This window comes from Gammaproteobacteria bacterium, assembly GCA_016199745.1.
Classification (GTDB): Bacteria; Pseudomonadota; Gammaproteobacteria; order Acidiferrobacterales; family Sulfurifustaceae; genus JACQFZ01.
In genome coordinates, this window is the sequence record JACQFZ010000017.1 from 113,557 (window position 1) to 130,220 (window position 16,664).

At 58.2% G+C, this 16,664-nt stretch carries 13 protein-coding genes; 12 read left to right on the forward strand and 1 reads right to left on the reverse strand.

The genetic code is table 11. The features are described from left to right. The first annotated feature begins 107 nt into the window (after positions 1 to 107). The 8 genes from HY308_04135 (at position 108) to HY308_04170 (ending at position 12,600) form a co-directional block, all read left to right on the forward strand. A complete protein-coding gene (locus HY308_04135) occupies positions 108 to 2,537 on the forward strand; it encodes a hypothetical protein (protein MBI3897470.1) in 2,430 nt (809 codons plus the stop codon). A gap of 197 nt (positions 2,538 to 2,734) precedes the next feature. Continuing rightward, complete coding sequence (locus HY308_04140) at positions 2,735 to 2,929, forward strand: hypothetical protein (protein MBI3897471.1); 195 nt, start codon at positions 2,735 to 2,737, stop codon at positions 2,927 to 2,929. Between the two features lie 461 nt (positions 2,930 to 3,390). Next, on the forward strand, positions 3,391 to 3,852 hold the full coding sequence (gene tssJ / locus HY308_04145) for a type VI secretion system lipoprotein TssJ (protein ID MBI3897472.1): 462 nt from the start codon (positions 3,391 to 3,393) through the stop codon (positions 3,850 to 3,852). Between the two features lie 15 nt (positions 3,853 to 3,867). After that, on the forward strand, positions 3,868 to 5,211 hold the full coding sequence (gene tssK, locus HY308_04150; protein ID MBI3897473.1) for a type VI secretion system baseplate subunit TssK: 1,344 nt from the start codon (positions 3,868 to 3,870) through the stop codon (positions 5,209 to 5,211). Positions 5,212 to 5,229: 18 nt separating this feature from the next. Next, on the forward strand, positions 5,230 to 6,528 hold the full coding sequence (locus HY308_04155) for a DotU family type VI secretion system protein (protein ID MBI3897474.1): 1,299 nt from the start codon (positions 5,230 to 5,232) through the stop codon (positions 6,526 to 6,528). A gap of 81 nt (positions 6,529 to 6,609) precedes the next feature. Beyond that, positions 6,610 to 10,203 (forward strand): type VI secretion system membrane subunit TssM, encoded by a 3,594-nt coding sequence (gene tssM, locus HY308_04160; protein ID MBI3897475.1) that lies wholly within the window; start codon positions 6,610 to 6,612, stop codon positions 10,201 to 10,203. Continuing rightward, the gene (gene tagF / locus HY308_04165; protein ID MBI3897476.1) at positions 10,185 to 10,922 is read left to right on the forward strand and encodes a type VI secretion system-associated protein TagF; all 738 of its coding nucleotides are present in this window, start codon (positions 10,185 to 10,187) and stop codon (positions 10,920 to 10,922) included. The genes tssM and tagF overlap by 19 nt, the downstream gene beginning before the upstream one ends. 10 nt (positions 10,923 to 10,932) lie before the next feature. Beyond that, positions 10,933 to 12,600: a protein kinase gene (locus HY308_04170; GenBank protein MBI3897477.1), complete on the forward strand. Its 1,668-nt coding sequence runs from the start codon at positions 10,933 to 10,935 to the stop codon at positions 12,598 to 12,600. A gap of 80 nt (positions 12,601 to 12,680) precedes the next feature. Here the strand turns inward: HY308_04170 and HY308_04175 are convergent, their stop codons facing one another. Next, the gene (locus HY308_04175) at positions 12,681 to 13,358 is read right to left on the reverse strand and encodes a helix-turn-helix transcriptional regulator (protein MBI3897478.1); all 678 of its coding nucleotides are present in this window, start codon (positions 13,356 to 13,358) and stop codon (positions 12,681 to 12,683) included. Positions 13,359 to 13,604: 246 nt separating this feature from the next. On the opposite strand from HY308_04175, the gene HY308_04180 reads away from it, so the two are divergent. From HY308_04180 to HY308_04195, 4 genes are all read left to right on the forward strand, one after another. Beyond that, the gene (locus HY308_04180) at positions 13,605 to 14,570 is read left to right on the forward strand and encodes a caspase family protein (GenBank protein MBI3897479.1); all 966 of its coding nucleotides are present in this window, start codon (positions 13,605 to 13,607) and stop codon (positions 14,568 to 14,570) included. A gap of 36 nt (positions 14,571 to 14,606) precedes the next feature. Continuing rightward, the gene (locus HY308_04185; protein MBI3897480.1) at positions 14,607 to 15,389 is read left to right on the forward strand and encodes a hypothetical protein; all 783 of its coding nucleotides are present in this window, start codon (positions 14,607 to 14,609) and stop codon (positions 15,387 to 15,389) included. 239 nt (positions 15,390 to 15,628) lie between these two features. Continuing rightward, entirely contained in the window at positions 15,629 to 16,078 is a 450-nt protein-coding gene (locus HY308_04190) for a DUF1778 domain-containing protein (GenBank protein MBI3897481.1), read from the forward strand. A gap of 69 nt (positions 16,079 to 16,147) precedes the next feature. After that, a complete protein-coding gene (locus tag HY308_04195) occupies positions 16,148 to 16,582 on the forward strand; it encodes a GNAT family N-acetyltransferase (protein ID MBI3897482.1) in 435 nt (144 codons plus the stop codon). The last annotated feature ends 82 nt before the right edge of the window (positions 16,583 to 16,664 follow it).

The following is a 16,664-nucleotide window of genomic DNA, read 5'->3' on the forward strand; positions in this document are numbered from 1 at the left end:
CATTACGGAGGAGCGCAGCAACTCCGTATCATTTTTTTGTGCAGACAAATTTCTGAACAACAACAGAACCGACTACCGTCGCGGTTAGTAGGGAGGAGTACGTACAGATGATTTCATTTTCTCAAAACAAAAAATCTAGACGCGGTTTGCGAGCCATTAGCCTGCTCGATGCAAGTATCGCGATATTTGCTTTGTCCTTTCTCGGCTCGTGCGGTGGTGGTGGCGACGGCGGCAGTTCACGCACGAATCCGCCGCCGGAAATGACCGAACTCACAGTTGCGCCAGCTGAGCCATGGATAAACGGCGCCGTGGCCTACACAGCAAAATGCGTTGGTCAAGGCACGCTGTTGTACGAGTGGAATCTCGATGACGGCAAAGGCACAAGAACGCCCACGGTGGATAGCGAGATCTCGACAACTTACGACACCGGAAGGAATAAGACGGTTACGGCAACCTGTATCGACGCCAGCCAGCGCAGCACGCCTCTTGCGCGCACGGTCTTCGTCGAGGAAATAGATCTGGACTCAGTCGCAAACCGTACATGCAGCACCGGCAAACAGGGACGAGGATGGTGTGTCCAAAATCCGTTACCGACAGCCGATGATCTAACAAGCATCGTGGCGATCGACGAATTGATAGCTTGGTCGGTCGGCAATAACGGCACTATTTTAAAAACTAAGGATGGCGGTGCGACATGGGTACCGCAATATCCAAAAACGTCAAGCAAGCTGAATTCCATTTCATTTTATAAACAGGATCCCAAGATTGCCTGGACGGTTGGGAACGCTGGGACGATCCTAAAGACAATCGATGGCGGCGCGACATGGGTCGCACAGGAATCTGGATTAACCCAGGTGCCAATACCGCAACCAATTGTCGGAATTCAATCGGAAAACCGAATACCAAATTTGACCTCTGTTACCGTTGCAGATTCGCAGACGGCGTGGGCGGTGGGAGAAATCGGCACAATCCTAAGAACGACAGACGGCGGCAATACTTGGGTAATACAGCACGCCACCTCACTTCCACCAGACAATGCGCCTGTTGTCGCAAATTTAAAATCAGTTGCGGCCGCGGACGCAAAAACTGCTTGGGCTGTTGGGGACGACAGCACAATCCTTAAAACCGTCAACGGTGGTGACGTCTGGGCCCTGCAGACTTTCCAAGGTGCTAACCAGCATCGGTCCTTGTCTTCAGTTGCTGCGGTCAGCACTGACGTCGCATGGATAGTTGGCGGAGATGGCATTGGCGACACAATCCTAACAACTCTCAGCGGTGGCGATACCGCAGCCGATGGAACGCCGGGCTGGGTAGCTCACAATTCAGGAGACTTCTACGTCTTACGATCAATCTTCGCACTGGATCAGAAAACGGCGTGGGCAATCGGGAATAGCGGTGGCGGCAAAATTATAATCACCCAAGACGGCGGCCAGACGTGGAAACCACACAGTGCAGGGACAAGCTCCATCCTATTCTCAGTGGCCGTCGTCAAAGACAAGAAAACGGCCTGGGTCGTTGGAGCTGCCGGCACAATCCTCAAAACTTCGGATAACGGCACGTCCTGGCCGCCACAAAGCTTCGGGCATACTAGACGTCTTACATCTATTGCCGCGCAGACCATGAACACGGCATGGGCCGTTGGAAACGATTCTACATTGCTTAAGACCTTCGATGGCGGCAAAACATGGATACAGCAAACCAATCTACCGACTGTTGCTAATTTGAGTTCCATCGCCACAGCAGAAGCCAACGTAATTTGGGCAGTCGGACAAGATCTGGCAACGTTCAAGGCCGTTATTCTGAATTCCACGAATGGCGGCGCAACTTGGGTAACACAAACGATGGATATACCCGTTGCCGATTTACCGACCGATACCTTGTTATCAATCACCGCTGTCAATTCGAAAATCGCTTGGGCTGTCGGAGGCGATGGCACCATTTTTAAAACCACTACCGGCGGCGACATGACGACCGACGGTAAACCCGGTTGGATAAAGCAAGACGTTGGGACAATCACGAATACGCTGTACTCGGTTGTCGCCGTCGATTCCAACACCGCCTGGGCCGTCGGGTCCAACGGCACTATTTTGAAGACCACTACCGGAGGCGAGAGAACCAGCGACGGCAAACCGGGTTGGGTGAAGCAGGACACCGCCGTGCAATCAACGCTGACTTCCATCACCGCCGTAAACTCAAACACCGCCTGGGCCGTTGGATCTGACGGCACTATTCTGAAGACCACCACCGGCGGTGATACGACCGGGGACGGCAAGCCGGGTTGGGTAAAGCAAGACACCGGGACAACCGCCTGGGTGGAATCTATTGCTGCCGTCGATACGAGCACCGTATGGGCGAGTACGGACAGCGCCATTCTCAAAAGTACCACCGGCGGCAACCCAGCCAGCAATGGAGAGCCGGGCTGGACGGTAAACTTTCATTCGGACCAAATAAGCTCCATTGTCGCGCTAGACGCCAACACGGCATGGGTGGTTGGTATGAATGGATTTATTGCGAAGACTCTCACGGGTGGAAAATAGCAGACGTAACGGGGGGTAGAACCAATGTTGTTCGCTTACGTCATTTCGTCGCGGCGCAAGCGAATGACTAGATGGATCAGTAACAGGCTAACAACGCTAATCGCGGGAAGGACGGCGGATGATTCTGAATTCCGACCGACTTAAGATCCGTGGCTAACGGCACGTGCAGCACCAGCAAACAGGAACAAGGATGGTGCATGCAAAACCCGCTGCCGGCGACGCTCAGCAGCGCGATGGCAGTCGACCGCTTGACGCTTTGGGTAACTGAATCCGGCGGCATCCTCAAGACCACCAACAGCGGCGCCGCATGGGAGGCGCAAAGCTCCAGCATGACCAGTTCTCTCAGCTCGATCGCCGCACCGAAGATCAACACCGCTGAGTCGATGATGTAACCAACGACAACAGTGGCACTGTTATTCCCGATCGCCCTTACTGATTCGGATACGTTACTGGAATCTTCTGTTTTTAAATTCCCTTGCAATGTTTGAATTGTAGAGGCTCCCTTAAAACAAAAATCGAGAAGCGTCAACCACCACTCCCTTCCCCTGCAGGGGAAGGGACCTGCTAATAAGTTCGTAAATGGCGCCCCAGTGGCTTCAGGACGGAGAAGCACCATAGACACCGTCTGTGGTATCGCCGGAATGTGACGATTAGCCATTGGTCACAACCCGCGTTGAAGGCTCCTCCGCATTTTTCGAAGTCAAAACTCCGCTCACTCCGATCCGCTCCTTAAACAGAGCGAATTTTGCGTTCGTGCCCATTGATGTCGTGTCGCGCCTGCTGGCGTCGTTTTGCGCGCGATAGCGCCGTGGGAGCATGCGTCCACCACTAACGAACGGTCGACGCTACACGAATGAACCAAGCTCTTTTGCGACTGGCTCGACAACTTGTCTGGCTGCTTATGGCGCTGGCGATGACCGCCTGCACTACGCAAACCACCCTCAAGACGGTGTTGGCGGTAGAACCGGCGGTCAATCCCGACATGCACGGCCGACCGTCGCCGATCGTCGTTCGTATCTACGTGCTCAAATCGCTCACGGCATTCGACAGCGGCGATTTTTTCTCGGTGTTCGAAAAAGATCAGGAGACATTGGGCGCTGAGCTGTTGGATCGCGAGGAGCTGCAAATGATGCCGGGCGATGAGATCAAGCTACGCAAGGATGTCGCGCCCGAGGCGCGTTACCTCGGCGTGGTCGCCGCTTATCGCGATCTGGAACGTTCGCAGTGGCGTGCCTCGATTGCCGTAAAGCCGAAGAAAACTAATCGAATACGCATTCAACTCGATGCTCATAGCGTCGTCGTGACCCCCAACTAACGGACGATTAACGCCATGCATTGGAACAACAAAGTCGTCTGGTCGGTGGGAATGTTTCTCCAGCCGCAGCACTTTCAACAACACGATCGCTACTTAGAACGGCTGCTGGAAGGACGCACCCAACCGCTGACCGGCCATGCTTGGGGTTTCGTCAAGCTGGAAGTCGACGAGGCCGCGCTCGCGCTCGGTAAAATTCAATTATCCAGCGCCCGCGGCATTATGCCGGACGGCACGCCGTTCGATTTCCCGGCGCAGGATACGCCGCCGACGCCGCTCGATATCGAACCGGATACCAAGGACGAGCTGATCGTACTGGCGTTGCCGATGCGTCGTCCCGGCACTGAAGAGATCGACGCCGGCGGTGACGACGACAGCAGCTTGGCGCGATTTTCCGTCGATGAAACCGACGTCGCCGACGCCAACACCAACTCCGCGTCCGGCGAGAGCACGCTGATCCAAGTGGGACAGCTGCGACTGACGCTGTTACGGCAACGGGACTTGACCGATGCCTATTGCGCCTTGGGCGTGGTCAAGATCAGCGAGCGCCGCGCCGACAACCAAGTGGCGCTCAACAAAAATTATATTCCGCCGGTATTGCACGTCGGCAGCGATCCGACGCTCGCGAGCTACTTGCAGGAACTGCACGGCCTGCTACATCAGCGCGGCGATGTGCTGGCAGCGCGGATGACGGAACCGGGACGCGGCGGTGTCGCCGAGATCGCTGACTTTTTGCTGCTGCAAACGGTCAATCGCAACGAGCTGCTGTTTGCGCATCTATCGCGCCATCCGTTGCTGCATCCGGAACGCCTGTATTCCAACTGCCTGTCGTTGGCCGGCGATCTCGCCAGTTTCAGCCATGCCAAGCGCCGGCCGCCGGAGATCGCCGAATACCGACACGACGCGCTCGAATTGTCGTTCACACCGCTGCTGGCGGAAATTCGCTACAGCCTCAACGTACCGATGGAACGCAGCGCGTTTTCGATCGAGCTGCTCGATCGCCGCTACGGCGTGAAGGTCGCGAGCATCAACGATACCGAGTTGTTGAAGAGTGCCAGCTTCGTGCTCGCCGTCAATGCGCAACTGCCGGCACAGGCGTTGCGCACGCGCTTCCCGACGCAGGTCAAGATTGGGCCGGTGGAGCGCATTCGCGATTTGGTCAACCTGCAATTGCCCGGCATTACCCTGCGCGCACTACCGGTGGCACCGCGGCAAATTCCCTATCACGCCGACATGAACTACTTCGAGCTCGAACGCGACGGCGATTTGTGGAAACAGATCCAACGTAACGGCGCGCTGGCCATGCATGTGAACGGCGAGTTTCCCGGGTTGCAGATGGAATTCTGGGCGATCCGCAATTAAGCGAGAGCAACGATACCGATGAGCCAAAAAGACGATCCGTTCGCGCTGACCGACGCCGATCACACGATCATGATTCCCACGCCCGGTCGTCGCGCATCGACGCGGGCGCCGATGCCGACATCAAGGACCGCGACCCATGTTTACAGCGAGCCGGTTCCGCTCACTGGCGGCCTAAACGCGTTGGTCACAGCCGCCAATCCACTGCTGGCGCTGGTGCCACAACTACGAGCAACGTCGATGCATCCCGATCCGGCGGCGCTGCGCGACCATCTGGCACAAAACATTAAAACCTTCGAAGCGCGGGCCAAGGCCGCCGGTATACCGGTCGAAAATGTCATCGCCGCGCGCTACGCGCTCTGCACATTGCTCGACGAGACCGTCGCCTCGACACCGTGGGGCGGATCAGGCGCCTGGGCGCGGCAAAGCTTGCTCGTGATGTTTCATAACGAAACCTGGGGCGGCGAAAAATTTTTCGTGCTGCTGTCGAAGCTCGCCGAGAAACCGGCGCCCAATCAACAATTGCTCGAGCTACTCTATATCTGCCTCGCGCTCGGCTTCGAAGGCCGCTATCGCGCGATCGACGGCGGCCGCGCGCAATTGGAAACCGTACGCGAACGCTTGGCGCGGTTGCTACGCAAAGTTCAAGGCGACTATGAGCGCGATCTTTCGCCGCGCTGGCGCAGCACCGCCGTATTGAAACGCACCGTGCTCCGGATAGTACCGTTCTGGATGATCGTCGCCGCGAGCGCGGTAATTTTGTTCGGTATCTACCTCGGCTTTCTGTTCAGCCTCAACCGCAACTCCGACCCGGTGTTCGCCCAGATTCAGGCGATCCGGGTCGCCATGCCGATGCTGCCGAAATCGACGACACCGATCGCGAAACCACGGCTGGCGGCATTATTGGCGGAAGAAATTAAGCAAGGCTTAGTCGAAGTCCATGAAGACGAAATGCGTAGCGTCGTCACCCTTGGCAGCGATGAATTGTTCGCACCGGGTAGCGCGACGATTTCCCGCAGTCACGTTCCGCTGATTGCCCGAATCGGCACGGCGCTCAACAACGTTCCCGGTCACGTTCAAATCACCGGCCACACCGACAGCCAGCCGATTCGCTCGGCGCGCTTCCCGTCCAACTGGCACTTATCGCAGGAACGCGCCCGCCTAGTGCTGCAACTGCTCACCGCAAAAGTTCCGTCCGAGCGCCTGTCGGCCGAAGGCCGCGCCGACGCCGACCCGGTCGCACCGAACGATTCGCCGGCGAACCGAGCGCGTAATCGGCGGGTAGAAATTATTTTGTTCGCCGCGCGCAAAGGCATTTGACGTCGTTCGTCGACTTGAAAGTGCACGCGCACGAACGAACGGCGCGCAGCTATTGAATCGTTATCGGCCCAAGAGACTTCCATGAAAAAAATTCTTAGATTTTTTCTCAAGCCATGGGTGCTGACGGCGCTCGGCCTGCTCGCCATCGCTCTCATCATTTGGTTCATCGGGCCGCTGATCGCCATCGCCGATTATCATCCGCTGGAATCGACCAGGAACCGCTGGCTGCTGATCCTCGTGATCGCGCTGTTCGTCGTCATTCGCCGCGCCTGGCCGCACATCAAGGCTAAGACCGCCAACAAAAAGCTGTTCGAGAGTTTGATACAGCAGGCGCAACCGACGCCGCAACCGGCGGCCGGCGCCGACGAAGTGGCGACGTTGCAGACGCGCTTCCACGACGCATTAGGCGTATTGAAGCAGGCGAAATTCGATGACGAGGGCGAATCGCGCCCGCTATGGCAACGCCTCAGCGGCCGTTATCTTTACGAGTTACCGTGGTACATCTTCATCGGTGCGCCGGGTTCCGGCAAAACCACCTCGCTGCTCAATTCCGGGCTGAAATTTCCGCTGGCGAATCGCTTCGGCGAAGCCGCCATTCGCGGCGTCGGCGGTACCCGCAATTGCGATTGGTGGTTCACCGACGAAGCCGTGCTAATCGACACTGCCGGCCGCTACACCACGCACGAGAGCAACCAAGAAGTCGACGGCGCCGCCTGGTATGGCTTTCTGCAACTCCTGAAAAAATATCGACCGCGACGCCCCATCAACGGCGTGTTCCTTACCATCAGCGTCGCCGATCTATTAACGCAAAGCACGAGCCAGCGCGAGGCCCACGCCGACGCGTTGCGCAAACGGATTCGCGAGTTACATGAGCGTCTTGGCATACGTTTTCCGATTTATGTGCAGATTACTAAAGTCGATCGCTTGCCCGGCTTCATGGAGTTCTTCGCCAACATGGGCAGCGACGAGCGCGCGCAAGTATGGGGCACCTCATTCCCGCTCGCCAAAAACGGCACCGAAATCGCCGGATTGCCCGATCTCAGCCAGGAGTTCGCCGCGCTGGAAACCCGGCTTAACGAGCGTCTGACCGATCGCCTACAGGAAGAACGGGATCCGCAACGGCGGGCGTTGTTGTACTCGCTGCCGCAACAGTTCGCTCACTTGAGCGGGCTGTTGCGCGAATTCATCGACAACGTGTTCACACCCTCACGCTTCGACGAGCCGTCGCTGCTGCGCGGCATTTATTTCACCAGCGGCACGCAGGAAGGCGGACCCATCGACCGCATCATGGGCTCGCTCGGCCGCGCCTTCGGCCTGGAAAACGCGCTGTTGCCATCGCTGACACCGACCGGAAAAAGCTTTTTCATCACGCGGCTGATTCGCGACATCATCTTGCCGGAGGCCGAGCTCGCCGGTACCAACTTGCGCTGGCTGCATCATCGCAATCTGCTGCGCACGGCCGGACTCGCGCTCATCGGCGTTGTTTCTATCGGCTGCATCCTCGGTTGGACCGTGAGTTATGCGCGCAACAAAATTTACGTCGGCGAGGTGCAGACCAACGTCGACCGTGTAGCGGCACAGGTACAACGCCTGGGATTCAACAACGACAGCGCCGACATAATAAGTCTGCTGCCGGAGCTGCAGGCGGTGGAATGGCTCGCCGACGCCGCCAACACCGTCGCCGCAGACGTGCCGATGTCGATGGGCTTCGGTTTGTATCAAGGCGTCAAGCTCGGCACCGCGGCCGATAACGTTTATCAGCGGGCGCTCCACGCCACGCTCTTGCCACGACTGCAACAGCGCCTCGAGGAGCAATTGCGTACGCAACAAGACCATCCGGAGCTACTGCACGAAACGCTCAAGGCCTACATCACGTTGCTCGATGCCGAGCGTTTCGACGCCGACGCGTTACGCTCGTACGTACGCTTCGACTGGGCGCAGAGCTTGCCGGCAGCGGTAACACCGGAACAACGGCAAGCACTGACCGCTCATCTCGACGCGCTGCTCGCGCATGGTCCGATCACCTCGTCGTTTCCCGCCGATGAAAAGTTGGTCGCCGATACGCGCCGCACGCTGGTGCGGATGCCGCTGGCACAGTATGCGTACTACCGTCTGAAACGACTCGACGTCGGCGCCGATCTTCCGGAATTCACAATCGCGTCAGCCGCCGGCCCGTCGGCGGCACTGGTGTTCACCCGCGCCAGCGGCGCGGCGCTGGCGCGCGGCGTACCCGGTCTGTACAGCTATCGCGGCTACCATGACGCGTTCTCGCCGCAGGTAGAACAGATCACGGAACAGTTGGCCGATGAAGAGACCTGGGTGATCGGCGCACCGGATCGGGAACACAGCCGGCTGCAAAATCGCCAGGCCAAGGAAAATTTAATCCTCGAAGTACGACGTCTCTATCTCAACGACTACGCCAATCTGTGGGATTCGTTTATCAACGATCTGCGCATCGTTCTCGGCACCCGCCAGGGCGAAGCGATCCAGGCGGTGCGGCTGTTGTCGGCACCCGACTCGCCGCTGCCCGAGTTGTTGCGCAAGATGGTGCACGAGGTCACGCTGATCAAGAAAAGCGAAGTGGAAAAAACGCTACTCGACAAAGGCCAGGACCTGTTGCGCGGCAACGCCGCCAAGCTGGCGGCGTTGGCCAACGGCGGCGACAAGGAGTCGACGCTGGAGCAGCTGTCGCTGCCGGAGCATATCGTCGACGACCGTTTCGAGAACTTGCGGCAAATGGTGACGCCGGTCAGCGCCGGGCAACCGGCTCGTATCGACGCGGTCATCGCCCTCCTGAAAGATATGTACATCCAAATGCAGGCGGCGGAGTTGGCGCTGCGTACCGGCAATGTCCCGCCGCCGGACACGGTTTCGAGCAGGGTGCGGGCCGAGGCCGGACAAATGCCGGAGCCGCTGCGCGGCGCTTTGCTCACCTTGTCGTCAACCGCGGCCGACGAGGAGTTGGTTCGCGTCAAAGGCAACTTGAGCGATCAGCTGGCGGCAACCATCGGTCGCTTCTGCAGCAATGCCATGAGCGGACGCTATCCGCTGGTGAAGGATAGCCGCTCTGACATAACGCAAGACGACTTCGCGCACCTGTTTGCGCCCAACGGTTTGCTCGACAGCTTCTTCCAAAAAAATCTAGCGCAACTGGTCGACACCTCCACTAAGCCGTGGAGTTATCGTCACACCGGCGCACGCAGCGGCGGTGGCACCGAAACCCTGCGGCAATTTCAACGCGCGCAGACGATCCGCGATGTGTTCTTCCGTAATGGCGGCCAAACGCCGGCGATGCGCCTGGAGTTCAAGCCGATCGAGATGGATGCGTCCATCACCCAATTTCTGCTCGACGTCGACGGCCAAATCGTGCGCTACCGTCACGGCCCACAAGTTGCGCAACCGGTACAGTGGCCGGGACCCCGCGGCAGCTCGCAGGTGCGCGTGGAAATGTCGCCGCCGTCGACGCACGCGGCGTTCGGACCGTTCGATGGGCCATGGGCGCTATTCCGCATGTTCGATCAAGTGCAGATCGAACCGACCGAGCAACCGGAGAAGTTTCGTATCACCTTCAACATCGGCGGTCGCAAAGCGCGGTTCGAGGTGATAACGAGCAGCGTGCAGAATCCGTTCCGGTTAGCCGACCTGAAGCAGTTCCAGTGTCCGGCCAAACTATGATGGCCGCACCGGACTGGCGCGTTCCCGGGTGGTACGGAAAGATCCCAGCACTCGGCGACTTTGCCTCGCGCCGCTTGCCGACGTCGACCGTCGCCGCTTGGGATGCATGGTTACAGGATGCCTTGGCCGCGAGCCGCGCCGAACTCTATCAACGCTGGCTCGATGTTTATTTGGCAGCGCCGATATGGCGCTTTGTGCTGCTACCGGGCGTCATCGGCACATCGGCGTGGGCCGGCTTGATCATGCCCAGCGTCGATAAGGTCGGGCGTCACTTTCCGCTAGTCATCACCGTCGCGCTCGACGGCCAGCAAGCGGACAGCGCGCTCGCCGCGCCGATGTGGTACGACCAGCTCGAACAGCTCGCGCTCGACACACTCGATACCGACTTTTCACTAGAGGCGCTGGAAGCCGAACTCGCCGCCCTGCCCTTTCCGGCGGCGCCGAATGAGGTGTGGAGCAAGGCGCAGGAGCTGGCTAATTGGTGTCGCGACCCGTCGCCGGCGCAAGCAATTGCGTTACCGGACTTAGCAACCCTGCCGCGCCTGCGCACGACGACCGCGCAACACACGCTGGTGACTCACGGTTTCGGCAAGAGTTTATGGTGGACCACCGCCGAAACAGCGGGATCGTCTCGGCTGTGCTGCTTCGTGGGACTACCGCCGTCGGCGCAGTTTGCCGATTTCCTAGAAGGTACGATGCTTCGCGTCGGTATGGATTAATATAGGCGCGATGAGCGCCCCTCGGCCACCAGACAACGACGACCGTACCGTCATGCCGTTTCGTGCGACGACGCCCACGGCCGAGACTCGCACGTCCGCCGTCACCAGCAACATGCTGCCGGCCGGCACCAAGCTGCAGGACGAATTCGAACTCATCGGGCCGGTCGGCGAAGGTGGATTCGGCATTGTCTACCTAGCATACGATCACACGCTACGGCGTAATGTCGCTATTAAGGAATACATGCCGTCGTCGTTGGCGTCACGCAAAGATGCGCTGACGGTGGCGGTGAAGTCCGAGCGTTACGCGGAAACCTTCAATGCCGGCTTGAAGAGTTTCGTCAATGAAGCGCGCCTGCTAGCGCAGTTCGATCATCCATCGTTGTTGAAGGTCTACCGCTTCTGGGAAGCCAATGGCACGGCCTACATGGTCATGCCCTACTACGAAGGCATGAGCCTCAAGGACATGCTGAGCAAACGCGACGACCGGCCGGACGAAGTCTGGTTGAAAGATCTACTCACGCCACTGCTCGACGCACTCGAACAGCTGCACCGCGAGCACTGCTACCACCGCGACATCTCGCCCGACAACATCCTGATCCTGAACGACGGTCGTCTCTTGTTGCTCGACTTCGGCGCGGCCCGGCGCGTCATCGGCGACATGACGCAATCGTTGACGGTCGTACTGCGTCCCGGCTATGCACCGGTCGAGCAATACGACGAGATGCCGGAAATGAAACAAGGCCCATGGACTGACATCTACGCGCTCGCTTCGGTGTTGTACTTCGCCATCATGGGCAAACCACCGGTATCGTCGGTCGCGCGCCTAATGTCGGATCCGCTACAATCGCTGCGTATCGCCGCTGCCGGCAGTTACAGCGACGTGTTCTTGCGTGGAATCGACAAAGCGCTGGCCGTGCTGCCGCACGAGCGGCCGCAGAGCATCACCGAGTTACGGACCGCACTGGGTCTTCGGACACCGCTGCAAGACCCGCCACCCCGACCGCGATTAGCGCGCAAGACCGTCATCCGTTTAGCGCTCGCGAGCGCTATCTTATTGATCGTCGCCGTCATCGGCGGCTTACTTTTATCGCGCGCGCCAAAAACGGCGCCGACCGTAGCAACGGCGACTAGCACCGCGTCGGCGCTCCATGCCGCCGTCAAGCCGTTCAGTCCGGCGACGATGTTGGACCAAGTCATCGACGGACGAGACCGTGCACACACGGTCACCGTATCGGCGGAGAAACCGGTAGTTCGCATCGGCCAAGATCGTCTGCGTTTCAGCATCAGCGCTTCCAAGCCGGGTTATCTTTATGTGTTGACGCTTGGCACGAATCAATCCGATTTCGGATTGTTGTTCCCCAACGGAATCGACCGAGACAATCGTATTGAAGCGGAAAAAGTGTTGACGCTTCCTGGCGAACGGTGGCCACTCAAAGCAACCGGGCCGGCCGGTACCGATCGGTTCGTCGCTATCGTTTCCGACATGCCGCGCGATTTCAGCGGTCTTCGACCGACACCGAACGATATTTTTCTCACCTTCCCGTTGAATGTCGGCGCGCGTCTCTATCGTGACTATTTAGGAACAAGCCCGCTCTACAGTGGTAAGACGGTATGCCTAACCACGCCGTGCTCCCCATCCTATGGCGCAACGGGCTTCTCGATCGAGGAAGTGAACTAGCTTTCGCCGGGGCAGTAGTTAGAAAGAAGGCAGATCGAGGACTACGTTTAGGCAACGACCCACAGCGCGCAAGGCGGTTGCTAACCTTGCGGCTTTTTTACGCGCCGAGCGATACGCTCTTTTGTCACTAGCGCTGTCATGTTGAGGATTAGCGTATTCCTAACGGTCAAACCGTAGTTCACCGACATCCCTTCCATGGTTTGGTGATCCGCTTTGACTTTAAAAATACCGGTTCCGCACTCGGTGTACTCGACGCAACGATATTGGAACACCAGATGGAACTTGTCTTCGAAGGTGCCACGGAGCAATTGTTTGATCGCCTCCCCCGGCACTGAAAGATTCGGCGTGATTAACGTCGCTTCGATATAGCACTGCCCTTGCCCATCGATACCCTGGGCGTAGATGTCGAGGCGCTCGACCGCGAGTTGGTCGTGATACTTTACTTCCAACTCCCATTCCCCGCGCAGGTCGGGATACTTAGATACCCACGAGAGCGTGCTATTGGGCGGGGCTGGGGCCTTGTCCGTTAAGATCAGTTCCCCGTCCGGTAGCTTTAGCGCGCCTTCGACCGCCCGAATAAGCTCACGTTTAGCGTTGGATTCATTGCCGCCCAACCAGCGAGCGATCGTTCTAGCATCGACCCCGGAACGCTCGGCCAGCGCCAGGATGGTGATAGCCGATTTATCGATGCTGTGCTTGAGTTTGTCGACGTTTAACCGCTCCTCGTTATGCCGCGGCGACGCTTTTTTCTCCGTCATATACCTTTTTCCTTCTTCCATTCTTCTGATGTCACTCGGTGTCGGTTGGCGTCGTTTTGTGCGCACTAAAGGTATGCGAATATGCACCGGTCCGACACTTTCGGCAACGAGGGGCGCCGTGCGTACAGCCGGTTTTAGGGCAAAAAGGAACGTTATTTCCCCACTTGCTCAAATCGCCTACTCGACCGTTGGTTCGTCGGAACAAAAACTTTACGAAAACCTCAGTTTCGCGCTTAGGGAGGGGCCATGCCGCATCGTCTCATATTCAGCATCGTCGCTGCCGCAATAAGCATCGGTTCGCTGGGCTTCCCCCGGCCTACACTGGCCGTTCCTGACCAGAAAGTCGCCCTCGTCATCGGCAACGCCGAGTACTCGGCCGCCGAGCGCTTGATCAATCCGCTGAACGATGCGGCCGACATGTGCGCCTCCTTGAAACGCCTCGGCTACGAAACGCTGTGCTATCTGAATCTCAAAAACCGCAAGGAGTTTGTCGAGCGGCTACAGGGCTTCGTCAATCTTCTAAAACCTAAATCCAAAGCGGTGTTCTATTACGCAGGTCATGCGGTACAGATAAAAGGCGAGAATTATCTGGTACCGACGAAAGCGCGCGTACGATCGTGGAACGAGGTGACCGCCGAACTAGTCAGCGTCGATTCCGTGCTTACCTATATGAAAAAAGCGCAGGTCGGCTTCAGCATGGTTATTCTCGACGCCTGTCGCAACAATCCGTTCACCGCTGCCGGCCAGCACAACAGCCGCAGCATGACGCGCAGTGCCCTGCCGGTATCAGTATCGCCGCCCGCCGCAAAGGCCGGTGATGTGGCCTATGGCCTCGGTGCAATCCGCGACGCACCGGTCGGTTCGATCGTGCTTTACGCCACCGGCTCGGATGATGTCGCCTATGACGGCGAAGGCCGCAACGGCCCACTCACCAAGCACATATTGATGCACATCGAGACGCCGGGAATCACCGTCGAAGAAATGATCAAACGCGTTACCGCGGGGGTACAGAACGAAACCCTCAAAACCGTCGGCCACCGGCAAACGCCGTTCGTCTATTCGTCATTCACCGGTGAATTCTGCTTTACGGTGTGCGGTCCGAAGGTCGATGTCGTCGAAATGAACCAACTCCGTCAAGAACGCGCCGAGCTTCAAAAACAACTTGCCAATCCAAAAAGTAAACAACGTGTATTTGTACCACCGACGCTGTAACAGGACGGCGTCGAAAAAACTCACTACGGAGGAATCGTGAAATTTGTTCGGTCAATATCGGCGTGTGTCGCCTTGTTAGTCTTACCTCTGGTTAGTCATGCAGAGCAAAAAACCGAGCTACCCGCTTCGCCATGGACGGTCACCGTCGGCACCAAGGCTTGGCTTAGCACTTGGACCAGCTGGGAGATCACCCGCGTGCAAGCCGGCGGCAGTTCGCTGCAAGCGCTCACGCCATTATCGAGCGACAGCGAAGTCGCGTTCACGCCGTTCGTTAATCTTCGGCATGAGCGGCTATTCGCCACCGCCAGCTTCATGACCGACACCGACTACACGCTCGAAAGCTCGCTCAGCTCACGCAGCGGCACGCGCTCCGAACGCGACCTCAACGTCGGCTACGACATCTTACCCGGGCTATCGCTGACCGCAGGTTACAAGCAGCTTACTCAAGACGTCGGCGGCGAATACAAGTGGCGCGGTCCCACACTGGCGGCCAGCGTTTCGGCACCATTGCAATCCGGCCTGAGTGCGTACGGAACCTATGGCATTGGTTGGCTAAAGGCGACGTTGCCAACCGAGGACGCCTCGGGCAGCACCTCGCTCGACGCCGACTACACCGTGAGTGAATTTGGCCTGGCCTATTCATTCGACCGCGAACGAACCGGCTTTGCCACGCTGACGCTGACGATGGGATACCGGGCACAAACCGTTATCACCCGCGACTACGCGCTATCGTCCCAGCCCGGTGGCGCGGTTTACGCCAATGATGATGCACGCGACTTCACGCAGGGACTCACGTTCAGCGTTATCGGCACCTTTTAAGTCGCAGCGCCAGTACCACGATTTCGGCGATGTGTGTCGAGACCGATACGCATCGCCGAATCAGTTTTCTTAAAGCGATGGGTTTCCGGCACGTGTCCCGTGAGCCTTCAGGCCCTTCTAGCAGGCTCCTAGCTTCAAAACGGCCTTTCTAGGGCCAAATTTGTACGTGTGTACGTTGTCCGGACATTTGCCTACAATACAAAGCTAAGCCGTACAGCGATCAGAGAGAAGGAGCCCCTATGCAGAAATCCGAACACACTCGGTCGCGGCCGAAGTGCGTCCGCGCCACATCGGGAAAGGCCTCGCCGACAAGGGTGACCAGCCGTGCCGCGAGTTCGCGGCGGGGGCTCGTCCAAAAGCCGAACGTACGCACGAAACCCGCACGCACCAAAGTGACTGTTCCGCGCGCGCGCGTAATCGCGCCAAAGCTCGATCGACTCGACCTGCGCGTGAACCAGGACATGAAAAAGTTGTTTGCCCGCGCTGCAGATTTCCTCGGTGGTTCAATTACGTCGTTCGTGCTCGAAAGCGCGCAGCTGCGCGCCACGGACATCATTCAGCGTTTCGAGCAGATTCAGCTCAGTAACGCGGACCGCGACGTTTTACTTGCCGCGCTCGCGAACCCGCCCGAGCCGAACGCCGCACTGCGCGCGGCTTTCGAGAAATACGGCCACGTCAATCGGAAGTAGCCAATCCTTCCAATCGTTAACATCGAAGAACGGCACGTCCGTGATCAGTTCGATTGCGGAGATGCTCCTTTGAACGTTTACCTGCGTCGGTACGCGTTGCTCAACCATCAGCAAGACATCGCGCGCACCGCCGTAGCGATCGACGACGCCGCACGTGTGTTTGGTTTCTACAATGTCGCCACCGGCAGCATTGGCTTTGACGAGTTGCCGCCGAACTTCGCAAAGAAGGGATTTCCGAAATATCCCGTGTCTGCCGTTCGCCTGGCTCGTCTGGCGGTCGACCTCACGATGCAAGGCAAAGGGTTGGGCGCCGCCCTTCTCATCGGTTCGCTCGAGCGCGCTTGGTCGGCCGCACAACTGGTCGGCGTTCATATCATCGTTGTCGACGCTAAAAATGACAAAGCCAAAGCGTTTTACAACCACTTTGGCTTTATTGAATTACCGCACTCCCCGATGACACTCATACTGCCGATGTCGACAGTAGAACGTCTCGTTGGCAAGTAGGGAGGGGCAGTAATGCTGCTTTCGCTTCGTGCATCGCAGACGGTCCGGACGGTGGGCAGATACACTTTCTGGTAGGGCCGTA